This window comes from Flavobacterium microcysteis (assembly GCF_006385255.1).
In the GTDB taxonomy this organism is placed as follows: domain Bacteria; phylum Bacteroidota; class Bacteroidia; order Flavobacteriales; family Flavobacteriaceae; genus Flavobacterium; species Flavobacterium microcysteis.
In genome coordinates, this window is record NZ_VFJE01000052.1 from 73,834 (window position 1) to 96,198 (window position 22,365).

General features: G+C 35.5%; 19 protein-coding genes and 3 tRNA genes. 9 read left to right on the forward strand and 13 right to left on the reverse strand.

Annotated features, from left to right (window positions below; genetic code table 11):
* Positions 1 to 233: 233 nt before the first annotated feature.
* Positions 234 to 2,780 carry an ATP-dependent Clp protease ATP-binding subunit gene (locus tag FJA49_RS05870; RefSeq protein WP_139999830.1) on the reverse strand — a complete coding sequence of 849 codons (2,547 nt, stop codon included), beginning with the start codon at positions 2,778 to 2,780 and terminating at the stop codon, positions 234 to 236.
* 259 nt (positions 2,781 to 3,039) lie between these two features.
* Between FJA49_RS05870 and gyrA the strand changes: the two genes are divergently transcribed.
* Both gyrA and FJA49_RS05880 read left to right on the forward strand, forming a co-directional pair.
* Positions 3,040 to 5,571, forward strand: a complete 2,532-nt coding sequence (gene gyrA, locus FJA49_RS05875; protein ID WP_139999832.1) for a DNA gyrase subunit A — start codon at positions 3,040 to 3,042, stop codon at positions 5,569 to 5,571.
* A 32-nt stretch (positions 5,572 to 5,603) separates the two neighbouring features.
* Positions 5,604 to 6,941, forward strand: coding sequence for a tetratricopeptide repeat protein (locus tag FJA49_RS05880; RefSeq protein WP_158629449.1), 1,338 nt, complete (start codon positions 5,604 to 5,606; stop codon positions 6,939 to 6,941).
* A gap of 55 nt (positions 6,942 to 6,996) precedes the next feature.
* On the opposite strand, the gene FJA49_RS05885 is transcribed toward FJA49_RS05880, so the two are convergent.
* Both FJA49_RS05885 and FJA49_RS05890 read right to left on the reverse strand, forming a co-directional pair.
* A complete protein-coding gene (locus tag FJA49_RS05885) occupies positions 6,997 to 7,758 on the reverse strand; it encodes a C40 family peptidase (protein ID WP_139999836.1) in 762 nt (253 codons plus the stop codon).
* A 101-nt stretch (positions 7,759 to 7,859) separates the two neighbouring features.
* Positions 7,860 to 9,038 carry an acetyl-CoA C-acyltransferase gene (locus FJA49_RS05890; protein WP_139999838.1) on the reverse strand — a complete coding sequence of 393 codons (1,179 nt, stop codon included), beginning with the start codon at positions 9,036 to 9,038 and terminating at the stop codon, positions 7,860 to 7,862.
* Between the two features lie 276 nt (positions 9,039 to 9,314).
* Between FJA49_RS05890 and FJA49_RS05895 the strand changes: the two genes are divergently transcribed.
* On the forward strand, positions 9,315 to 10,010 hold the full coding sequence (locus tag FJA49_RS05895; RefSeq protein WP_139999840.1) for an alpha/beta hydrolase: 696 nt from the start codon (positions 9,315 to 9,317) through the stop codon (positions 10,008 to 10,010).
* A 68-nt stretch (positions 10,011 to 10,078) separates the two neighbouring features.
* Here the strand turns inward: FJA49_RS05895 and FJA49_RS05900 are convergent, their stop codons facing one another.
* The 5 genes from FJA49_RS05900 to FJA49_RS05920 form a co-directional block, all read right to left on the reverse strand.
* Positions 10,079 to 11,101, reverse strand: coding sequence for a glycosyltransferase family 9 protein (locus tag FJA49_RS05900; protein ID WP_233590076.1), 1,023 nt, complete (start codon positions 11,099 to 11,101; stop codon positions 10,079 to 10,081).
* Between the two features lie 270 nt (positions 11,102 to 11,371).
* A complete protein-coding gene (locus FJA49_RS05905) occupies positions 11,372 to 11,776 on the reverse strand; it encodes a DUF5367 domain-containing protein (RefSeq protein WP_139999844.1) in 405 nt (134 codons plus the stop codon).
* Positions 11,777 to 11,876: 100 nt separating this feature from the next.
* Positions 11,877 to 11,950 (reverse strand) — tRNA-Arg (locus tag FJA49_RS05910).
* A 15-nt stretch (positions 11,951 to 11,965) separates the two neighbouring features.
* Positions 11,966 to 12,040 (reverse strand) — tRNA-Pro (locus tag FJA49_RS05915).
* Between the two features lie 9 nt (positions 12,041 to 12,049).
* Positions 12,050 to 12,133 (reverse strand) — tRNA-Ser (locus FJA49_RS05920).
* Between the two features lie 266 nt (positions 12,134 to 12,399).
* Between FJA49_RS05920 and FJA49_RS05925 the strand changes: the two genes are divergently transcribed.
* Together FJA49_RS05925 and FJA49_RS05930 are read left to right on the forward strand one after the other, a co-directional pair.
* Positions 12,400 to 13,251 (forward strand): NAD(P)H-hydrate dehydratase, encoded by an 852-nt coding sequence (locus FJA49_RS05925; protein ID WP_139999846.1) that lies wholly within the window; start codon positions 12,400 to 12,402, stop codon positions 13,249 to 13,251.
* Positions 13,252 to 13,253: 2 nt separating this feature from the next.
* The gene (locus tag FJA49_RS05930; protein WP_139999848.1) at positions 13,254 to 13,805 is read left to right on the forward strand and encodes a GNAT family N-acetyltransferase; all 552 of its coding nucleotides are present in this window, start codon (positions 13,254 to 13,256) and stop codon (positions 13,803 to 13,805) included.
* On the opposite strand, the gene FJA49_RS05935 is transcribed toward FJA49_RS05930, so the two are convergent.
* Entirely contained in the window at positions 13,806 to 14,495 is a 690-nt protein-coding gene (locus FJA49_RS05935) for a hypothetical protein (protein WP_139999850.1), read from the reverse strand.
* Between the two features lie 224 nt (positions 14,496 to 14,719).
* Here FJA49_RS05935 and FJA49_RS05940 point away from each other — a divergent pair, with 224 nt between their 5' ends.
* Genes FJA49_RS05940 through FJA49_RS18400 form a run of 3 tightly spaced genes read left to right on the forward strand, consistent with a single transcriptional unit; the run spans position 14,720 to position 16,688 of the window.
* Positions 14,720 to 16,183, forward strand: a complete 1,464-nt coding sequence (locus tag FJA49_RS05940) for a glycoside hydrolase family 130 protein (protein WP_139999852.1) — start codon at positions 14,720 to 14,722, stop codon at positions 16,181 to 16,183.
* Between the two features lie 16 nt (positions 16,184 to 16,199).
* Positions 16,200 to 16,502 carry a hypothetical protein gene (locus FJA49_RS05945; protein ID WP_139999854.1) on the forward strand — a complete coding sequence of 101 codons (303 nt, stop codon included), beginning with the start codon at positions 16,200 to 16,202 and terminating at the stop codon, positions 16,500 to 16,502.
* A 9-nt stretch (positions 16,503 to 16,511) separates the two neighbouring features.
* On the forward strand, positions 16,512 to 16,688 hold the full coding sequence (locus FJA49_RS18400) for a hypothetical protein (protein ID WP_158629450.1): 177 nt from the start codon (positions 16,512 to 16,514) through the stop codon (positions 16,686 to 16,688).
* 440 nt (positions 16,689 to 17,128) lie between these two features.
* Here the strand turns inward: FJA49_RS18400 and FJA49_RS05950 are convergent, their stop codons facing one another.
* The 3 genes from FJA49_RS05950 to FJA49_RS05960 are packed head-to-tail and all read right to left on the reverse strand — an operon-like array spanning position 17,129 to position 19,896.
* A complete protein-coding gene (locus FJA49_RS05950; protein ID WP_139999856.1) occupies positions 17,129 to 18,193 on the reverse strand; it encodes a hypothetical protein in 1,065 nt (354 codons plus the stop codon).
* A gap of 4 nt (positions 18,194 to 18,197) precedes the next feature.
* Entirely contained in the window at positions 18,198 to 19,559 is a 1,362-nt protein-coding gene (locus tag FJA49_RS05955) for a DNA cytosine methyltransferase (protein ID WP_139999858.1), read from the reverse strand.
* A gap of 4 nt (positions 19,560 to 19,563) precedes the next feature.
* Positions 19,564 to 19,896, reverse strand: coding sequence for a helix-turn-helix domain-containing protein (locus FJA49_RS05960; RefSeq protein WP_233590077.1), 333 nt, complete (start codon positions 19,894 to 19,896; stop codon positions 19,564 to 19,566).
* A 308-nt stretch (positions 19,897 to 20,204) separates the two neighbouring features.
* Between FJA49_RS05960 and FJA49_RS05965 the strand changes: the two genes are divergently transcribed.
* A complete protein-coding gene (locus tag FJA49_RS05965; protein ID WP_199758361.1) occupies positions 20,205 to 21,161 on the forward strand; it encodes a Fic family protein in 957 nt (318 codons plus the stop codon).
* A 276-nt stretch (positions 21,162 to 21,437) separates the two neighbouring features.
* Here FJA49_RS05965 and FJA49_RS05970 read toward each other — a convergent pair whose 3' ends face one another.
* A complete protein-coding gene (locus FJA49_RS05970; RefSeq protein ID WP_139999862.1) occupies positions 21,438 to 22,361 on the reverse strand; it encodes a hypothetical protein in 924 nt (307 codons plus the stop codon).
* Positions 22,362 to 22,365: the final 4 nt, after the last annotated feature.

Genomic DNA, 22,365 nt, shown 5'->3' on the forward strand with positions numbered 1-22,365 from the left:
GATTTTTAGATTTTAATTCTCAATTGTCTACCAAATAGAAATCTGCTGATTTAGAAATGACCATGAAAATCTTTTAAAATCCTTAAATCAGCGGCAAAAGAATTAGACTTAGAAAAAAACATTTCTTATTGTATTAAAATAATCAAGCCACTGATTTAGGACTTTGGAAATTCTGGTGAGAATCTTCATCTGTCTCTAAATCAGTGGCCTGAAATTAGATATAGTAAAACCTGTTAATTAGCAGGTTCTTCTGCTTTTTTGATTTGAACCGTCAATTCTTGTGACGTTTCATCCAGATCCATAAATATAAGGTCTCCGCTGCTGATTTTAGAAGTAATAATTTCTTCTGCTAAAGCATCTTCCACATATTTTTGAATGGCTCTTTTTAGAGGTCTGGCTCCAAATTGCTTGTCAAAACCTTTGTCGGCAATAAACGCTTTTGCCTTTTCAGATAAATCCAGGTTGTAACCTAATTCTGCAACTCTAGCATATAGTTTTTTCAATTCAATTTCGATAATCTGATCGATATGTTCTTTTTCAAGAGCGTTGAATACGATTACATCATCAATTCTATTTAAAAACTCAGGTGCAAAAGCTTTTTTCAAAGCATTCTCAATAACACTCTTCGCATTTTCATCAGCTTGGGATACTTTTGCAGCAGTTCCAAAACCAACGCCTTGTCCAAAATCTTTTAATTGACGGGCTCCAACGTTTGATGTCATGATAATAATAGTGTTTTTGAAATCGATTTTGCGTCCTAAACTATCTGTCAGGTATCCATCATCCAAAACCTGTAACATCATGTTGAAAACATCTGGATGCGCTTTTTCAATCTCATCTAGAAGTACTACACAGTAAGGTTTTCTTCTCACTTTTTCAGTTAATTGCCCACCTTCTTCATATCCAACATATCCCGGAGGCGCTCCAACTAATCTTGAAATCGCAAATTTCTCCATGTATTCGCTCATATCTATACGAACCAATGCATCTTCAGAATCGAACAATTCTTTAGCGATAACTTTAGCCAATTGTGTTTTTCCAACACCGGTTTGTCCTAAGAAAATAAAGGAACCAATCGGGCGATTCGGATCTTTTAATCCGGCACGATTTCTTTGGATAGAGCGAGCAATTTTTAATACTGCTTCTTTTTGACCAATTACTTTATTTTCAATTAGTTCAGGTAGCCTAGCTAATTTATTACTTTCAGTTTGAGCAATTCTGTTTACAGGAATTCCAGACATCATCGAAACCACATCGGCAACGTTATCTTCTGTAACCTGAATACGATTGTTTTTTGAATCTTCTTCCCATTGTTCCTGAGCTATTGCCAAATCTTTTTCAATACGCTTTTCGTCATCACGAAGTTTAGCGGCCTCTTCATACTTTTGTTTTTTGACAACCGTATTTTTAAGCTCTCTGACTTCTTCTAATTGGCGTTCCAAATCTAAAATCTGTTTTGGAACATCAATATTGGTAATGTGAACACGTGAACCCGCTTCATCCAAAGCATCTATAGCTTTGTCGGGAAGGAAACGTTCCGACATATATCGGTCTGTCAATTTCACACAGGCTTCAATAGCTTCTTGTGTATAGGTTACGTTATGGTGATCTTCATATTTGTTTTTGATGTTGTTCAAAATCGTAATAGTTTCGGCTACAGAAGTAGGTTCAACAATTACTTTCTGGAAACGTCTTTCTAAAGCACCGTCTTTTTCTATATATTGACGGTATTCATCAAGAGTTGTTGCTCCAATGCATTGGATTTCTCCTCTTGCCAAAGCAGGCTTGAACATGTTAGAAGCATCAAGTGAACCTGTAGCTCCACCAGCCCCAACAATAGTGTGGATTTCATCTATAAATAGAATAATATCATCATTCTTTTCCAGCTCGTTCATTACGGCTTTCATACGCTCTTCAAACTGTCCACGGTATTTGGTTCCTGCAACTAAGCTGGCCAAATCCAATGTAACGACACGCTTGTTAAATAAGATACGTGACACTTTCTTTTGGATAATTCTTAAGGCAAGTCCTTCAGCAATAGCTGATTTACCTACACCAGGCTCTCCAATTAAAAGTGGGTTGTTCTTTTTTCTTCGGCTTAAAATCTGTGATACGCGCTCAATTTCTTTTTCACGTCCAACAACAGGGTCTAATTTGCCTTCTTCTGCCATTTCTGTCAAATCACGTCCAAAGTTGTCTAAAACCGGAGTTTTTGATTTTTTATTGGATTTGCTCGCTGGCGTATTAAAAGCACCTTCTTTTAAGCTGTCATCTTGTCCGGAATCGTCATTATAAGATTCGTTTTTAGGCAAGTCATTCAAAAATTCTTCTTCGCTGTTTGGTGTCATATTCAAATATTGTTCTTTAGCTGAATCGTAATCGATTTTCATCTTATTCAACAGCTTGGTTGTGGGATCATTTTCGTTTCTCAAAATGCACAACAATAAGTGTGCGGTGCTAATGGAAGGACTCTGAAAAACTTTGGCCTCCAGATAAGTCGTCTTCAATGCTCTTTCTGCCTGACGCGTCAAATGAAGGTTTCTCTTTTCATTGCTTGCTTCAACATTAGGATTTGCTGGGCTTAATATTTCGACTTTTCTGCGCAAATGCTCTAAATCTATAGATAGATTATTAAGTATATTTATTGCTTTACCGTTTCCATCTCGTAAAATCCCCAACATTAAATGTTCAGTTCCAATAAAGTCATGACCCAAACGTAGTGCCTCTTCTTTACTGTAAGTGATTACATCTTTTACTCTTGGTGAAAAATTATCATCCATAATATAAAATATTGGTCTTGTAAATTTAATGAATTTGTTGAGTAAATACAAAAATCATACCCTGACATAAGTACTGACAGCTAAGTGACAAAAAAATCCCCGAAAATAAAAATATGATAAAAACTATTTATCAACTATTGAGTGGCTTTTTTATGTTGATAAATCTCAAAAATTAGTAGTGAAAAATATGCTGAAAATGTTGCGAATTGCGTATATTGGCACGTTTTGAAACGAATTTAATTTTTTAATATAAATACTTATGGCTGAAGGAGAAAAGTTGATTCCTATTAACATAGAAGACGAAATGAAATCTTCTTACATCGATTATTCGATGTCTGTAATTGTTTCCAGAGCGCTTCCTGATGTTAGAGATGGTTTGAAACCCGTACATAGAAGAGTACTTTTTGGTATGTACGAATTAGGAGTTTTTTCAAATAGAGCACACAAAAAATCAGCAAGAATTGTTGGAGAAGTTCTAGGTAAATATCACCCACACGGCGATACATCTGTTTATGATGCTATGGTACGTATGGCTCAGGAATGGAGTTTACGCTACCTTTTAGTAGATGGTCAGGGTAACTTTGGTTCTGTTGATGGTGACAGTCCGGCAGCGATGCGTTATACTGAAGCCAGAATGCGCAAGATCGCAGAGGAAATAATGGCAGATATTGACAAAGAGACAGTCGATTTCCAGCTGAACTTTGACGACACCTTGGAAGAACCTAAGGTAATGCCTACAAAAGTTCCTACCTTATTAATAAATGGTGCTTCTGGTATTGCTGTTGGTATGGCTACCAATATGGCTCCTCACAATTTAACCGAGGTTATTGATGGAACATTAGCTTACATCGATAATAATGATATAGAGATTGACGAACTGATGCATCATATCAAAGCTCCGGATTTTCCAACTGGAGGTATTATCTATGGATATGAAGGCGTTCGCGAAGCTTTCAAAACGGGAAGAGGAAGAATTGTAATGCGAGCTAAAGTCAATTTTGAAGAAGTTGACGGAAGAGAATGCATTGTAGTTACCGAAATCCCATACCAGGTGAATAAGGCTGATATGATCAAGAAAACAGCCGACTTGGTAAACGATAAAAAAATTGACGGTATTTCAAACATCCGAGACGAATCGGATAGAAACGGTATGCGTATCGTATATATCTTACGACGCGATGCTGTTCCTAATGTTGTTTTGAATACCTTATATAAGTATACACAATTGCAATCGTCTTTCAGCGTAAACAACATTGCGTTGGTTAACGGAAGACCTCAATTACTAAACCTAAAAGACTTGATTCTTCATTTCGTGGAGCACCGTCATGAGGTTGTAACCCGTAGAGCACAATACGAGTTGCGTAAAGCAGAAGAAAGAGCTCATATCTTAGAAGGATTAATTATTGCTTCTGATAATATTGACGAAGTAATCCAATTGATTCGTTCGTCAAGCAATACGGATCAGGCAAGAGAAAAATTGATTGCGCGATTCAATCTTTCTGAAATCCAGGCAAAAGCTATCGTCGAAATGCGTTTGAGACAATTGACAGGTCTGGAGCAGGATAAATTGCGTGCAGAATATGACGAAATCATGAAATTGATTGCTCACTTAAAAGAATTGTTGGCAAGCAAAGAAATGAGAATGGCTTTAATCAAAGAAGAATTAACTGAGATCAGAGATAAATATGGTGACGAACGTCGTTCGATTATTGAGTACTCTGGTGGTGATGTAAGTATTGAAGATTTGATTGCCGATGAAAATGTAGTAATTACAATTTCTCATGCCGGTTATATCAAGAGAACCAACCTTTCAGAATATAAAACACAAAATAGAGGTGGAGTAGGCCAAAAAGGAGTGGCAACAAGAGATCAGGATTTCTTGGAGCATCTTTTCGTAGCAACAAACCACCAATATATGATGTTCTTTACTCAAAAAGGAAAATGTTTCTGGATGAGAGTATATGAAATTCCTGAAGGAACAAAAACATCAAAAGGAAGAGCTATCCAAAACCTTATCAATATTGAGAATGATGATAAAGTCAAGGCGTTTATCTGTACGCAGGATTTGAAAAACCAAGACTACATCAATTCTCATTACGTAATTATGGCAACCAAGCAAGGTCAGGTTAAAAAGACATTGCTGGAACAATATTCTCGTCCAAGAGTTAATGGTATTGCTGCTATTACAATTAAGGAAGATGACGAACTACTAGAAGCAAAACTAACGAACGGGGAAAGCCAAATTCTTATTGCCGTGAAATCAGGTAAATTGGTACGTTTTGAAGAAGGTAAGACGCGTCCTATGGGAAGAAGCGCATCTGGTGTTAGAGGTATCACCTTAGGACACGACAAAGATGAAGTAATTGGTATGGTTTCTGTAAACGATATGGAGAGCGAAATCTTGGTTGTTTCTGAAAACGGTTATGGAAAACGTTCTTCACTTGAAGATTACCGAATCACAAATAGAGGAGGTAAAGGTGTGAAAACATTGAACATTACAGATAAGACAGGCGAGCTGATTTCCATCAATAACGTTACGGATGCAGATGACTTGATGATTATCAATAAGTCTGGATTAACTATCCGTATGGAAGTTTCTGACCTTCGTGTCATGGGTAGAGCAACTCAAGGAGTCCGATTAATCAACATCAAAGGCAATGACTCTATTGCTGCAGTAACAAAAGTAATCCGTGAAGAGGTTATTGATGAAACTGAAGAAGATGGTGAAAATACAGCCTTGGAAGCATCTAGCAATGATGATGTAGCCGAAGTTGAAAATAATGAAGAATAACACAACTACTATATAACCAAAATTAAATGAATATGAAAAGTAAACATTTATTATTAGCATCAGCTTTTCTGGTATCGGGTTTGACTTATGCCCAAAAAGATGAGCTTAAAACATTAAAGAAGGTTTATGAAAAGGAGCTGATCAAATCAAAAGATTTGGAAGATTATAAAGAGGCTCTTCAAAAAGCTGAACCATTATTAGCAAGTGCATCAGAGTCTGATAAGATTTATTTGAACTACTATAAATCACTTTTGCCTTTTGTTGAAGCACAAGAAGCAATGGCTAGACCTGAGAACAAAGCAAATCCACAAGGGGCTTTAATTAAAATATTCAATCCGAATAATATTGCTCAATTAGCAGAAAACACAGATAAAGTTCTTGAATTTGAAAAGACTTCCGGTAAACAAGTTTTGACAAAAAGCATCAATGAAGATCTTGTTGATATGAAACCTTTATTGTTGAATTATGCAGTAAACCTGGGTAAGCAAAAAAACTATAAAGATGCAACTACTGTATTATACAGCCTATATCTTTTAGATAAAACGGATCTAGAAAAGCTTTACTATGCTGGAAATTATGCTGTTAATGATAAAGATTATGACAAAGCATTAACGTATTATAATGAGCTTATCAAGCAGAATTTTTCTGGTGAGAGATCAGAATATATGGCAACAAGTAAGTTGAGTGGTCAAGAAGTAACTTTTGCTTCATTAGCTGACAGAGATAAGTCAGTAAAAATTGGAACTCATGAGAAGCCAAGAACAGAACATGTTAAATCAAAACGAGGAGAAATTTATAAAAATGTAGCTTTGATTTATAACAGTAAAGGTGATGTTGCTGCCGCTACAAAAGCTGTAGCTGAAGCTAGAGCAGCCAATCCTGATGATCTTTCTTTAGCAATGACTCAAGCAGATTTGTTTATGAAGAGTGGCGATATGAATGGTTATAAGCAAATCATTTCTCAAATTATTGAAAAAAGCCCAAGCGATCCTAATCTATTCTACAATTTGGGTGTGATTTCTGCACAGGCTAATGAAAATGCTGAGGCTGAAAAATATTACAAGAGAGCTATTGAGCTAGATCCTAATTATATCAATGCTTACCTAAATCTTTCTGTTGTAAAATTAAACGGAGATACTGCAATTGTTGATGAAATGAACAAATTAGGTACTTCTGCGAAAGACAATAAAAGATATGATGAGTTAAAGGCAAAAAGAGAAACTATTTTTAAAAGCACTTTACCATATCTTGAAAAAGCAAACAAATTGGATTCTAAAAATGAGGATATCTACAGAACTTTGCTAAACGTATACAACTATCTTGAAATGACATCTGAAGCAAAAGCTTTAAAAGCGTCATTTAATAATTAGTATACCGTCGTAAAAAGACATAAAAAAACCGAAGAGAAATCTTCGGTTTTTTTATTTATATTATTTTCTTGATGACTCTTAGTTTGTGAGTATGCCTATTGGTTTCGGCATTATAAATTCCAAGGTGGTCCAATCTGTCAATCCTAACTTTTCCACTGGCATGTATAATGTAATTGTCGTCCATAATAAGGCCAACATGTATTATTTTCCCTTCTTCATTATCAAAAAAAGCTAAATCTCCAGGCTCGCTTTCTTCAATAAAACTTAATGCTTCGCCTTGTGTGGCCTGCTGTGAAGCATCTCTCATTAGTTTATAGCCGTTTAATTTGTAAACCATCTGAGTTAATCCGGAGCAATCAATACCAAAAGGTGTTTTTCCTCCCCATAAATAGGGAGCATTCAAATACATAAATGCAGTATTTATCAAATTAGCTTTTGGTTTTAAACCGCTAATTTTCATTCCTTCAAAATCCAGATTATTTTTATTTATTGCAGGATTGCTTAGGAAAGAAAGTGACGCACCTAGAGGAATAGGCATCAGCAAATTGTTAGGCGAATTTACATACTCAATCAGATCTGCATTGAGAATTGTAGCTTCATTGCTAAGCTGATTGTAATCTGTTTCAGAAATAACCTGGAATTGTTTTTCATCAATCCAGCCTTCATAATCATCAAAATGCAATTGGATTTTTGCCCATTGCTTGTTTTGCTCTAAAATTTTAAAATGCTCACCAAAAAGTACTTGGGATACTATTTCGCTTCGGTCGCTAGGTTCAAATCTTAAAGGTATTATGGCCAGATTACAAATTCCAAACATTGAGGGTTTGCTTTAAATTAAATGATGAATTTCGGATTTTAAAGATACAAAATCATTTAAATCCAAAATCCATCATTATAGAATATAATTTTATGCTTTTTTTATGCTCTTTCAATTACGATAGCAGAAGCACCACCACCGCCGTTGCAAATAGCTGCAGCTCCAACTTTAGCATTATTTTGCTCCAATACATTTAGCAAAGTAATGATAATTCTAACGCCAGAACATCCTAGAGGGTGACCTAAAGAAACGGCACCTCCGTTAACGTTTATTTTGCTGCCATCTAGTCCTAGGATTTTAGCATTTGCTAAACCTACTACTGAAAAAGCTTCGTTGAATTCGAAGAAATCTACATCAGAGATAGCAATTCCTGCTTTGTCTAATGCTTTTGGTAATGCTTTTGCAGGAGAAGTTGTAAACCATTTTGGCTCTTGTGCTGCATCAGCATAACTCTTGATATAAGCTAGAGGCTTCAATCCTAAAGCTTTTGCTTTTTCTTCGCTCATCAAAACAACAGCACCTGCACCATCATTGATAGTAGAAGCATTAGCTGCAGTTACAGTTCCTTCTTTTGTAAAAGCAGGATTCAAGCTAGGAATTTTATCTAATTTTACATTAGTATATTCTTCATCTCTGGTTACCATAATTGGGTCACCTTTTCTTTGCGGAACAGCCACAGGAACTACTTCATTATCAAACTTTCCTGCATCCCATGCTTTTGCTGAACGCTCATACGACTGGATTGCAAACTGGTCTTGCTCTTCTCTGGAAATTTTATATTCTGTAGCACAAAGATCAGCACAAACTCCCATAGCATTATTATCATAAGCATCAGTAAGTCCGTCTTTTTGCATACCGTCAATCATAGAAGCCGGGCCAAATTTATGACCATTTCTTAAATGAAGATAGTGTGGAATCAAGCTCATGTTTTCCATACCACCGGCAACGATAATCTCTGCATCACCGCTGATGATTGATTGAGCACCCATCATAACCGCTTTCATACCAGAAGCACAAACTTTATTTACTGTTGTTGCAATAACGCTATTTGGCAAACCTGCATATAAAGCCGCTTGACGCGCTGGAGCCTGACCAACGCCAGCCTGAACAACATTCCCCATGAATACTTCATCAACAAGTTTTGGATCTAAATTGATTTTATCTAATGCGCCTTTGATTGCAACAGCTCCTAATTGTGAAGCGCTAACAGTAGAAAGAGCTCCCATAAAACTTCCAATTGGAGTTCTGGCAGCAGATACAATGACAACTTTTTTATTCATAATTGTTTAATTCTTTGTTTGTTTTTGCGAATTTAATTCTTTTTTGGATAATCCGAAATCAGTTTTTGAATTAAATTCAAAATTAACAAAGTTTAGGGCAGGGATTTATTATAGATATAAAAGAAGTATAGAAAATTTAAATTAGTAGAGCTGACAGCGAAAATTATAGTCGCTAAATAGATTCTAAATAAGATGCTAAAATGTTAACTTAAGTAAACCCTATTGTATTAGTAATGGTTGTAAATTTATAGTGTTAAACAATTAAAATCGAGCAGCATGGAAAATAAAAACGTAACAATTATTTTAGTTCACGGTGCTTGGGGAGATGGTTCGCACTGGAGACACGTTATTGAAAACCTACATAATGAGGGATATTCGGTAAGAAGCGTTCAAAACCCATTGACATCTTTAGCAGATGACATTCAAAAAACAAAAGACCTGATTGATATGCAACCAGGAAAAGTACTTTTAGTAGGACATTCTTATGGTGGTGCCGTAATTTCAGGTGCTGGCCATCATGATAAAGTGGCAGGGCTGGTGTATATTGCCGCTTTTGCTCCAGATAAAGGAGAAAGTCTAGGCGGAATCTTTGCCCGCAGAGAACAGCCATCTGGTGCTGCAAATATCTATCCGGATGAAAAAGGATTTCTGTGGGTCAAATACGATAAATTTCATGAAAGCTTTGCACAGGATCTGAACAAAGAAGATTCAATTGTAATGTCTCTATCTCAAAAACCTATTCATGGAAGTATTTTTGGAACTGAAGTAGGGGAGCCGGCATGGAAAACAAAACCAAGCTGGTATCAGGTTTCGGATAAAGATCATATGATTCCACCTGCAACTCAAAAAGAAATGGCAGAAAGAATGAATCCTAAGAAAATTATTCATTTGGATGCAAGCCATGCCTCTTTAGCAGTTCGTCCAAAAGAAATATCGGAATTAATAAAAGAAGCGGTAGCAACGATTTCTTAAAGAACCGTTTATAAAACTGTGGAGTTCTGGTGGCAGAATGATTATTTTTTGTTCTGCCACAAATCCACTTAAGCGGCCTCTATGAAAGGCATTAAGGCGACAAGAATGTCTTTTACTTCCTTAATGCACTTGCGGATTGTTAACTTTGTGGTGTTTATGGCTTTGCTTTTACTGTTGTAAGGTTCGTATACTTCTAGATTAGGTACAGAAAACAGTCCGATGGTTGGAGTATTTACGGCGCTCGCCAAATGCATAATCCCACTATCAGCGCCAATAAAAACAGTTGAGTGAGCTATTAATGCTCCTATTTCACGTATATTTTTACTATAAAAAGTTGGTGCCTTAAAGTCAATTTGTGATACATTCTCTACCGGTAAGACTTCAATAATATTGTATTTAGGAAAGTCTTTTTTTAGTTTTTTATAAAACTTGGCCCACCACAATTTTGAATGACACTTATGGGCAGTAGCATAGGTAAACAGGCAGATGGTTTGTTTCTTGTTGCCTACCAGCTCTTCTAACGTTCTTTTACCCTTCATAAGTTCTGCCGTACTCAGCTTTAGATTCAAATCAGGAACGGGCTTTTTAATTATGGGATAGTCTATCTGAGCCAGATATTCTCTAAGGCCATACACCGGCTGTTTAGCTATATGTTTATATTCTTTATATTTTGATAACTTGGCTGCATCAATCTCACCAAAAAACTTATGCTTGGAAGTTGCAAATTGTACCGAGAGCCTGCCCGATGATGAATAGCTTACGACATTAATTACGATATCATAACGTTTTGTTTTTAGAGATAACCATACCCAGGCATATCGCAACAGGCTCTTGAAAGGTTTTTTAGGGAGTTGGATAATGCGGTCAACTGACTCGTAGTTCTGGAATATTATAGGTGCCACACTGCCTTTTACAAAGAGATCGATTTTACAATTCGGAAAAATTGTCTCCACCTCTTGGACTATGGGAGTTATCAGCAAAAGATTTCCAAGCCTGCCGTTAGGCCTCGAAATCAAGACCCTTTTTACTTTGTAAGGATCTTTTAAATACGATTTTTTTCCAATACGAGAACTGCCAATGTTGGTAGCCATTCTACGCATTAAGCTTCTTCTAATTACGTCTATGTTTTTTAAGAGTCCCATATCCAAAGTTACCAATAATGTAACTCAGTGATAATTAAGGGTATATTAAAAAAAAGTTATACTTTACTTAAACAAAGGCACTTATTAACATAAAAACAATGGTATAACAAACATAATTTCGTTTCTTCTTTTTGGCGTAACGTTTTATACGGTATAATGAATCAAGATTTCCCTATCCAAAACAATTAAGCAGAATCCAATACTCAATTGGTAATTGCTTTAATTTTTATTCTCTTGTTTTTTTCTCAAAAGTCCAGAAATTAAAACAATAGAGTAGGCAAACATTAGCCATGAAGCAAACGTTTTACTATAGATTTCAGGCATATTGGGGAATAATTTTTCAAAAAACTGTATGCATAGTGTATCCAGTAACATACCGGGTAAAACCATAATAGCTGCAGATTTTATACTTTCAAGGTTGCTAAGCTTGAATTTATTAAAGACCGAGGTTGAAATGAAACCTAGTGCTGGTATAAGAATGATATATAAAACGACCATTACTAAAACATTGTCAGCAATAAAAAAATACTGTCCTGCAACCCTAAACAATACAGTGGCTGATAGCCATACCAAAAAGCCAACAATAAAACTAATCAGCAGGTAATTCTCTTTAGATGTTTTCATCCCAAATTTCAATTTATATCTTTAAGTTCAAATGAACTCAAAGCTAGTCATCATAGGGGATAAAAACAAAAAAAGCAACTCTTTTGAAGTTGCTTTTTTGTGAACGCAGAAGGATTCGAACCTTCGACCGCCTGCTTAGAAGGCAGGTGCTCTATCCAGCTGAGCTATGCGTCCATTATTTTAATACTGTCGGGGTGGCAGGATTCGAACCTGCGGCCTCCTGCTCCCAAAGCAGGCGCGATAACCGGGCTACGCTACACCCCGAGAAAAAAGCGGAGAGACAGGGACTCGAACCCTGGCGACGATTGCTCGTCGACAGATTAGCAATCTGCTCCGTTACCACTCCGGCACCTCTCCTTAACAAATCCGAAAGAACTTATCCTTTTTTGCGGTTGCAAATGTAGCTTATCATTCTATAAATTACAAGTATTTCGTAAGTTTTTTTATCTTTTTTTTACATAAATATTAAAATGTATTAACACTCAGTACAATAGAAAAATATTTTTTTCGCCTCTTTTTATCGTTTTTCACTTTATTGGCGATGACTTTCACTTTCTCAGAAATAAAATACCAATTGTATTGAGAGGTATTAGTACCTTTATTACTTTCAAATTGTATTCACGATGCAGCACATACTTATCAATAGACAAGAAATTCTGAAGCTTTATAGACCTATTAAAGCCCAAGCTCACAAAGGAACACAAGGACACGCTTTAGTAATTGGCGGAAGTTATGGAAAAATAGGGTCCATTATTCTGGCCTCAAAAGCAAGTTTAAGATCAGGTTGTGGTTTGGTTACGGCTTTTATACCGAAATGCGGCTATACTAGTGTTCAGACTTCGTTTCCGGAAGCAATGGTTATTACGGATAAAATGGAAGAATATATTTCAAAAATAGAATTTGATATCACTCCCAATGCCATCGCAATAGGAATGGGCATGGGACAGCATGAAGCGACACAAAAAGCATTTTGGGAATTCCTAAAAAACAATGACAAACCTCTACTGATTGATGCTGACGGAATAAATATACTTTCAAAAAACAAGGAACTGTTCGATTTTGTTCCGGAACAAGCGATATTGACTCCACATAAGAAAGAATTGCAAAGATTAATTGGTGATTGGAATTCTGAAGAAGAGAAGATTGAAAGAACAGCAGAACTGACGGAATCAAAAAAATGGGTTATCGTCATAAAAGGAGCTCCTACGCAAATAATTTCCAATAAAGCTATATATACCAACTCAACCGGAAATCAGGCCTTAGCGACAGCCGGAAGCGGTGATACGCTATCTGGAATCATTGTTGGCTTATTGGCGCAAGGATATAAACCGGAGGAAGCCGCCATTCTTGGCGTATATATTCACGGACTGACTGCAGATATCGGTTCAAAATCGTTGGGATATCATGCTTTTATAGCTTCAGATAGTATTGAAAATTTGGGAAAAGCTTTTTTATCTTTGGACGAAAAATTATAAGGATGGAAACTTTATCAATACATACAGAACGGCTGCATATCAGGAATCTTGTGCAACAGGATCTTGACGATTTTCATAAATACAGGTCTAATCCAGAAGTTACTAAATATCAGGGGTTCGATGTAATGACACGTGATGAAGCTTCGGAGTTTATAGCCAAACAAGAAAATAAATTATTCGGGAAACCTGGTGAATGGGTACAGTATGCTATTGAAAGTAAGGAAACTGGAAAACTAATAGGAGATTGTGCTATAAAGTTAGATGCTTACGATGAGCGAATAGCAGAAGTAGGAATGACCATTTCACATTTGCATCAGCAAAAAGGCTATGCAAAAGAGGCTTTTTCTGGAATAATGGATTTTCTTTTTGCCGTTAAAAGCATACATAGAATAGTTGAAACTGTTGATGCAGAGAATATTGCTTCAATTAACCTTTTGGAAAGCTTGAAGTTCCGAAAAGAAGGTCACTTTATAGAGAATATCTTTTTTAAGGGAAATTGGGGAAGCGAATTTCAATATGCCATGCTAAAAAGAGAATGGCTTAACAACAACTAGCTATTCTTTTACAATAATAGCCGTTGCTTTAAAACCGGTTGCCAGATTCCAACGATTGGCTACAACAAGATTTCCTTTGTCGTCAAAAACATGAAACTCAGCTGTATTAGGCCCGGATGTTCCTTGATTCAATGCTTCAAAATCAACCTTATTAAAGCCCGGTTTTAAAGGCAGTTTCAAGGTTCTGAAATCAGTGGTTAATGTAACTGAAGAGACTACAACAACACCATTTACAGAAATTTTTATCATATCGCCATCCGGAGCACCATGGTCGCGGAATACTATATTTACAAAATCTCCATTGTTCTTAAAATCTCCAAAATATTGATTTCCTTTCACAGCAACCTGCTCTTCTCCGCCTTGTTTCTTATTTAGCTTCTTAACGTATTGATCACCCGGATTGGCAAATTCTTCACCGCCTTGGCCAAAATTAACCGTATCAGATTCGCCCACTTTATACTTGTCAGACTTTGGAAGCGATTTTGGAATTGTTACACCAAAATTAGGATCTATAGTAGGGTTAGGGTCTGTAGAAGGTATGGACATCGTGCTTTTGGTATTCGCAGAAGGTATCGAAATTGACTTGTTGTAGTCAACCTGAGCATACATCTGGGAAGTAAAAAAAACAATAAAGAGTAAAGCAACAGATTTCATGGATACTTTTTGATAAAGTGTTTCTGCAAAATTCATGCTAAAATTAAAAAACTTTTAAATTTTATGGCTTCCTTGAAGAAAAATAATGATTGCAACTTATGAAATTTGCTTGTAAATATGGTCTTGATCTGCCGTTTTGGGTTAATTTTAGCATTTTGAGTGCATTTCATATAGATTTAAAGTCGTATTTTAGAGAGAAGATTATTTTATCCCAAAATAGCTACTCCTGAAATTCATCGAAATCTTTTAAAATAATGCCCATGAGATTATCTGTTGAGCGAAAACCTGTTAAAGTATATCCTGACTCCGGACGTGTCATTGCCCGCTATTTTTTTAATGGCGAAGAACGCGCTATAGAATTGATAAAAAAAATACTGCTTTTGGATAATGAAACCGTTTTTGGACTAATTTCTCCGTTGTTACAGGACTTTTCAAAACGCCATCGAAATATTACTAAAAAGCTACTGAAGCATTGTGATAGGGTAAAAATCTATGTGGAAAAAGCGGGTGGGAATTATGAAAAACTTGACGATTACACAAAACTGCTGATAGGATCATATTTTACACATGAATATTCAATTGAGTCGGCTGCTTTTTTTAACCCATCAATTGTTCCTGATCCAGACCAGACTAATTTGGAAGAGGGACAACTTCGCGTACTAATTAGTTTCCGGGCAGTGGGAGAGGGGCATGTTTCTTCTGTAGTATTCCGACGTGCCATGATTGATAAAAACAGTAATATATCTGTGATTCCCGCTGGTAATTATATCGATGAAGCCGAAAAAATCCATAATATGGTCTATAACAAAAAGCTTTTCCTTAAGAAAGCACAGGAGGCCGATATCAATGATGATTTTTTAAAAGATGTAGACGAAAAATTGGGCGAACGTTTTGATTATGACAGTCTCAAAAAGGTTGTCATTGAAGCGAAAGATAAAACGAAGGATGAAAAAACAATCAGGCAGTACAATATGATCTTAGAATTGTCTGATAGTTACCGTAAAATAAGCTTCTCTAAAGATACAGACATCAGTGATAGAGTCATTTTTCCAATCTCTGATTTTGAAAGCAAGGGTATTGAAGATGCCCGTTTTGTCAAATTTGTAAGAGAAAATGGAAAAGTGATTTACTATTGTACTTACACGGCATATGACGGAAACCACATCATGCCAAAACTCCTGCAGACGTATGATTTTTATGATTTTAAGACGAGTCCACTAAACGGTTCCGGAGCAAAAAATAAGAACCTGGCGTTATTTCCAAGAAAAATCAATGGAAAATATGCGATGCTTTCACGTATTGATGGCTGGAATAATTATTTAATGTATTCCGATCATATCAATATTTGGGAAAATCCAATAAAGATTCAAAGCCCTGAATATCCTTGGGAATTGGTACAAATAGGGAATTGTGGCTCGCCAATTGAAACCAAATACGGCTGGCTTATTATAACACATGCCGTAGGGCCAATGCGACGTTATTGTATTGGAGCTTCACTATTAGATATCGACAACCCTGAAAAAGAAATTGGTCACCTAAAAGAACCTTTAATTATGCCAAATCCTGATGAACGCGAAGGTTATGTACCTAATGTTGTCTATTCTTGCGGTTCTATTATCCACAATAATGACCTGATTATTCCTTATGGATTATCAGACCATAGTTCCGGATTTGCTTCCGTGAATTTAGATTTATTGTTAGAAAGACTTGTCAACGGTGGCTAAACTTATTTCAAACCCTATGCGAAAAAGCTTTTTTGTAAAACTAGCATTCTTAATTCTGCCAATACTTATTATTGCGAGTATTCCTTTAACTAAAGAAAGCCATCAAAGTATTGGCGGAGGCGGTTATGATCTCACGAACTTGTATTGCGGATTTTTTATTCTTTTAGCTATAATTGCCTGGATTCTTTTTATTCTCATTCACTCCGTAATTTTCAGAAAAAATAGGAATGCCTTGAATGATAATTTGAAATTAGTAGGTATTGGCTTTGGAATATTGTTTATTGCCTCTTTAATACTGTTTAATACGTGGATAACTTAATTAAAAACTATGAATAATCACATAACCATCACTACTACAAACGGAAAGCGCTGTCTGATTTTTATTGAGAAAATCACACATATATGCGAAGATGAAAACGGGAAAGCTATAATCTGTTTTGGTAGCGAAAAAGTTATTTGCAAAGAAAGCTATAGTGAAATTCTACATGAGATTAAGTTCCTTTAGGATAGCCATTTAAGCACTATTTATTTTAGAATATGAAAAAAAATAACTATACTTGTTTTAAATATTAAAAGGTCAAACTATGGAAATTATATTGCCTTTATTTTATTATGGATTCATTGTCTTATCTATTATATCTACAATTGTTATTATCAATAAAAATAGATGGCTAAGTAAAAGAGAGAAAACAAATCTAACTTTTATTCAGATTCTATTACCTTTTATTGGGCCGGTTATTTATATGATTTACAACAAGTATAGTCGAACAAAAAGATTAAATCAACGCAATTTGTATGCGTAATAGCAGATTGGTTTAATTTACTTGAAAAATTCAAATTAAATTTCCACGTAATATTTCAATAGTTATCAGGCCGCTTGCTTTGTATCCTTACTATTAACAGTCTGAGGATTACTATTAATTTTTTTAAGTAGGGGATAGTATGTTATTTTAATGACAATTCAGTCAACATCTGTCTGATATTCAAATGTTTTGCGTCTTGTATTTTATTGGCATGCTCTGCAACTAAATTTATCCAATCAAACAGTTTAGTTTCATCTGTTGTTTGGGTTTCCCAATATTCGGAAAGCTCAAAAGCCGGTGTCTGCATAATGGTTTCAACAATGCTTGGAATATTATAAAACAAGTTTAAAAATATTCTTGGCACATTTTGATATACTTTTCCATCAAGAGCATAATCACTTCTTCCTCCTGCGGTAAATAAATCCCTAACATTAGGACAAACGACGGCTTCACGAGTGACCAACCAAATGGCCAATCTCCCGAATTTATCGTTACTATTGCCAAAAAGTTCAGGAAAATAAACCATCGCCCGATTTTTCAATTCCTGTTTTTCTTCTGATGAAAGATTATTCCAGATTCGGATAACGATATTGCTTGCTTTGCTGTTATTTTCAGCATCCATCCACCACAATTCTTCACCAGGTTTTAGTTTGCTTTTATAATAATCAACAATGGGTTTTATTGGATTTTCTTTTTTGCGTAGGGTGTCATAGGGCATTTTGATTTTATCGAAAATGGTTTTTCCAGGAGCCAAATTCATATCAATCAAATAACGTGGTGAATGTGTTACTACAACCTCAGACAGCACTTCTTCATATGGGCGGCAACGAAACTCTATTGGATCTGCTAATTTTGCAAACAACATAAAAATGCGTTCAACATTATCCACTCTGGTACTTTCTAAAACACTATTACCCGTTGTTTTCCAATGGTTTTGAGTTGTTGTTTTTACCTCAATTCCATAGAATTTATTGGCTATAATGTCCGGGAATTTTTGGCCTCCAATGAGCTCAATTGAATTTTCAAATGGTGTTCCTATAGCCAGCTCAGTCATTACATCCCTCACATAAGGCTCCAGATTTCTACCCATAAGTGTTGCCACTTTTTTTGATGATTTTTGTGCATGAGCATTTAGCTCATCAATTGTTGAGCGTAGTAGTAAATCAAATTCGTTTCTGTCGGGGATTGAATTTACCGAAACTACCATTCCTTTATTTTTTAAAATAGATTTCCCAAATTGCTTCAATTCTTTTCGCTAAATTATACGCTAAAAGAGGAGGAACGGCATTGCCAATAATTTTATATGCTTGTGACGGACTAACTAAAAATGATCCTTTTCTGCCATTTTTATTTTCAATTACAAACTCATAATCCGGAGGAAAAGTTTGAATCAAGGCACATTCTCTCACAGTTAACCTGCGTTCGCTCAAACCTTTATTTAATTCACTTTCTATTTTCCCTCCGTTTTCTTTTGAAAGTCGTCTAAATTCAATATTCCCATGATGTTCTGATCGAATAGTAGGCGAGATATTCACAAGTTTTATTTCGGTTTGTCCCTGACAATGCTTGCCCATAAACTTTGCCTTGGAGTAAGACTTTTGCGAAAGATCTTCCGCTTTTTCAGGCTCATCCAAATGCTTAAAAACATCTTTTAACTGTACAAAGTGTTTTAAATGATCTCCCTGAACTGTATACGAATGTGTAGGGCTTGGATACGGATTATATTGGTCAGAAATTTTTTCTTTTTCTAACTCTGCCAAAGCAGATTCATTTAATTCCGATTTTTTTATACCTATAAAAATTACTCTCTCTCTTGATTGCGGAACACCAAAATCTGCAGAATGTAAAACTTGCGGAGAAAGCACAATATAGCCGTTTCCGTTAGCTGAAGAAAAATCATTTTGAATAATAGTCTTTACATCACCATGATTGACTAAACCTTTGACATTTTCAGCAATAAAAATTTTAGGCTGAGTAATCTCAATAACCTCCTTCATCCACATATAAAGCTGTCCGCGAGTTTCGACAGAGGCTGTTGTGTCATCAATTAATTCACCCTTATGGTTTTTATGAGAATTAAAACCTTTACGTTTTCCTGATATACTAAAGTCCTGGCAAGGAAAACCACCCGTAACAATATCAATATTTTCAGGAAAAACATTGTGTCCGTTCCTGTGCATTTTTACTAAGTCTACAATGCTTTCGTTGTAAAAATCTTCAGAGTTATGTCCACGTTTTGAAAAATAATTAACCCATGCATTTCTGGCATCACTCAAAATATCATTTGCGAAAACAGTCTTGAATTTTGTCTTTTTTAGTTGAACAAAATTGTTTTTCATTTTCTTGTCAATAAAATGAGGTGTCAGAATTTCGTTTACAGATTGTTGCAAAACAGAAAATCCTCCTTCAAATCCTAAATCCATTCCCCCACAGCCTGAAAAAAGAGAAAGCACATTTAAGGTGTTTTTTTCTTCTTCAATTATGTTTTGTGGCTTAGTCTTTTTGCCTTTTAAAATGTCCATCTGTGGCTTTCTTACTACGCTTAATTCTGTTTCCATTGTTTCTAGTTGCATAGCTTTAGCTTTTTACAAGATTAGACTTTATATATTTTACTTTTTGTTGAGCTGCTTTCAAAACCTTGCCGGCACAATCTTCTTCTGCAATTTCGTAAGCAATCTTCTCGCTCATATATTGAATAAATAAGTCTTCCTTGTCTAATTTTAGTATTTCTGCAAGTTTTAAAATGTTGTTTTTTGTAGGCTTGCGTTCATTGCGTTCAATCTTACTTAGAATTGCCTGGTCAATGTCTAAATAAGATGCTACTTGTCTAAGTAGCAGCCCTAAACTTTCTCTTTTTGCTCTTATGATTTGCCCAAACGTTTCCATATGAATAATTTTACTTGACATCATTTGTCAAATATAAGTTGTCAATTCGGAATATACAAATTTTGAAATTTTCAATTATGAATGGCAATAGCCTTAGAAAATGCCGACTTTTTAAAAAGATTTTCCTTTGGGCGTGACCCTACGGGTCGGGCTATCCGCTACAAGTCCTCGCTCGTGCCTCGCTGTGGGCTTTTCGCTGCTATCCCTCACGCAAACCCGTCATAAAATAGAGTAGGGAGCACAGCCTAATCATCGCATCATCTTTTTCTTTTAAAAGACTAACATTACCAAATAATCCCTACCTTTGATAATATCAAATGATACTATCATCGATGAAACCACCCTATACAATAACCGACAAAATTTTAGCATTAGTAGCTTCCATTTCAGAGAAAATAGGAGAAATCAACGCTTCACATCTATATAAACCCGCAACCGAACTAAGAAAGAAAAACCGAATCAAAACCATCCAATCATCCTTAGAAATAGAGGGTAACACCTTGACCGAAGAACAAATTACCGCTCTATTAGAAAACAAAAGAATCATTGCCCCACAAAAAGATATTGTAGAAGTTCAGAATGCCATAAAAGTATACCAACAACTCAACCAATTCAATCCCTATCAGCTAAAAGACCTTGTAAAAGCACATGCAGTTCTAATGAGCGGATTAATTGACAATCCGGGCAAGCTTAGAACTACCAATGTCGGAATCGTAAAAGGCTCAAAAGTAGAACACATCGCACCAGGCGGAACCATGATAAACGGATTAATGAAAGACCTTTTCGACTATTTAAAAAAGGACAACGACTTAATCCTCATCAAAAGCTGTGTTTTTCATTATGAATTCGAGTTCATACACCCATTCACAGACGGAAACGGAAGAATGGGCAGACTCTGGCAAACCCTAATCCTCATGCAACAATATCCTGTTTTTGAATACCTGCCCATCGAAACACTCATTAAGCAAAAACAAACCGAATATTATAACAAGCTCTCCGAGTCCGACAAAAAAGGAAACTCAACACCCTTCGTCGAATTCATGCTCGGCATTATTTCAGAATCATTAAACGCACACCTGCAAACCCAATCCGTAACACTTCACACAGAAGATAGAATAAGTTTATTCAAGGAGAAAATTGGCAAAAATAAATTCACCCGAAAACACTACATGCAAAGCTTTAAAAACATATCCGCACCAACAGCAAGCCGAGACCTAAAATGGGCTGTTGAGCAAGACCTGCTACACAAATTCGGAACATTAAGACTAACCGAATATCAGTTTAAATAACAACCCCTAAAGACATTTTCCTTTGGGCGTGACCCTACGGGTCGGGCTATCCGCTACAAGTCCTCGCTCGTACCTCGCTGTGGGCTTTTCGCTGCTATCCCTCACGCAAACTCGTCATAAAATAGAGTGGGGAACATAACCAAATCAGGATGAGTGGATTGAAAAAAATATATGGTTAGAAACCGAATGATTATTCAAGTATTGAAAACTACTATTGCCATAACTTTAGCCTTTTCGTATTTCGTCAACTTTAACGAAAAAATATTACCAGTCATTTTATTTTTTCAGACCTTTCATTAATAAGTAGACTATTTGATGAATATTTTTGCTTGAAAATAATATCTCATTTTCTTCAATTGATAGTCCATTGAGATCTGATATTTTCTTTACATCAAATTTCGATAACTCAGTTCTTAATTTATCGTAATCAGTATAATCACATTTAGGATTGACATAATCTTTAAATTCGATTAAAAATTCTGTATTATATTGGAAGTCATTTGTCAATTCTTCAACCGCTTCACCTTTAATTAGCTTTATTAGTTTTTCAGTTGCTCCACCAAATGCTCCAACTAAAAACAATGGTTTATTTTCTCTCAAGGTATAGAGAGCTTCTTCAATAACTCCAGGAATATAGCCTAAATAATTTGTAATTTTCCCACCAACTAAAACCCTGGCTGTACAATCTTTAGCCATTTGACTTCTCATTTCTTTAAAGCATTCAGAGTAGATGTGTCTATGCTCAATATGAGTCCTTGGATCGTATTTAGTATTATAATCTATGGTTAAACTTTTAGGATCTTCTATTTCATTTATTTCAATATTTTTTGACAAAAAATGTATCCTAGTATCTCGTGTTAATTGTTTTGTATTAGGAAAAACAAAATAATTAACAAACCCTGATGTATCGTCATTTATTCTTTTATATTGATTAGATAATTCTGAAAATAGAGTGGTGAATCCATTTTGTCTTAAATCTCCACCATATAATGCTTTTCCATCATTAGCAATGATATATCTGGCAATTTCAACAGTAATATCATTCAAATGTTGGATAGTAAAACCTAACTTTTCTAAATCTTCATTCTCAGATACAGAAATTGCTATAGATTTTCCATATAAAAACTTATTCTTATATGGTTTTGTTTTAATTTCTTCTATTACATCTGTTTGTACCCCTGAAACATTAATTTCTTCCATTTTT

Bases quoted from the DNA above. Each gene is read 5' to 3' on its own strand.
- FJA49_RS05895 (WP_139999840.1), top strand. From the start codon at position 9,315: ATGGAAAATAAAAACGTAACAATTATTTTAGTTCACGGTGCTTGGGGA.
- FJA49_RS05885 (WP_139999836.1), bottom strand. From the start codon at position 7,758: ATGTTTGGAATTTGTAATCTGGCCATAATACCTTTAAGATTTGAACCT.
- FJA49_RS05950 (WP_139999856.1), bottom strand. From the start codon at position 18,193: ATGGTAGTTTCGGTAAATTCAATCCCCGACAGAAACGAATTTGATTTA.
- FJA49_RS05925 (WP_139999846.1), top strand. From the start codon at position 12,400: ATGCAGCACATACTTATCAATAGACAAGAAATTCTGAAGCTTTATAGA.
- FJA49_RS05965 (WP_199758361.1), top strand. From the start codon at position 20,205: ATGAAACCACCCTATACAATAACCGACAAAATTTTAGCATTAGTAGCT.
- FJA49_RS05905 (WP_139999844.1), bottom strand. From the start codon at position 11,776: ATGAAAACATCTAAAGAGAATTACCTGCTGATTAGTTTTATTGTTGGC.
- FJA49_RS05870 (WP_139999830.1), bottom strand. From the start codon at position 2,780: ATGGATGATAATTTTTCACCAAGAGTAAAAGATGTAATCACTTACAGT.
- FJA49_RS05970 (WP_139999862.1), bottom strand. From the start codon at position 22,361: ATGGAAGAAATTAATGTTTCAGGGGTACAAACAGATGTAATAGAAGAA.
- FJA49_RS05880 (WP_158629449.1), top strand. From the start codon at position 5,604: ATGAAAAGTAAACATTTATTATTAGCATCAGCTTTTCTGGTATCGGGT.
- FJA49_RS05945 (WP_139999854.1), top strand. From the start codon at position 16,200: ATGCGAAAAAGCTTTTTTGTAAAACTAGCATTCTTAATTCTGCCAATA.
- FJA49_RS18400 (WP_158629450.1), top strand. From the start codon at position 16,512: ATGAATAATCACATAACCATCACTACTACAAACGGAAAGCGCTGTCTG.
- gyrA (WP_139999832.1), top strand. From the start codon at position 3,040: ATGGCTGAAGGAGAAAAGTTGATTCCTATTAACATAGAAGACGAAATG.
- FJA49_RS05935 (WP_139999850.1), bottom strand. From the start codon at position 14,495: ATGAATTTTGCAGAAACACTTTATCAAAAAGTATCCATGAAATCTGTT.
- FJA49_RS05940 (WP_139999852.1), top strand. From the start codon at position 14,720: ATGAGATTATCTGTTGAGCGAAAACCTGTTAAAGTATATCCTGACTCC.
- FJA49_RS05930 (WP_139999848.1), top strand. From the start codon at position 13,254: ATGGAAACTTTATCAATACATACAGAACGGCTGCATATCAGGAATCTT.
- FJA49_RS05900 (WP_233590076.1), bottom strand. From the start codon at position 11,101: ATGGCTACCAACATTGGCAGTTCTCGTATTGGAAAAAAATCGTATTTA.
- FJA49_RS05890 (WP_139999838.1), bottom strand. From the start codon at position 9,038: ATGAATAAAAAAGTTGTCATTGTATCTGCTGCCAGAACTCCAATTGGA.
- FJA49_RS05960 (WP_233590077.1), bottom strand. From the start codon at position 19,896: ATGATGTCAAGTAAAATTATTCATATGGAAACGTTTGGGCAAATCATA.
- FJA49_RS05955 (WP_139999858.1), bottom strand. From the start codon at position 19,559: ATGCAACTAGAAACAATGGAAACAGAATTAAGCGTAGTAAGAAAGCCA.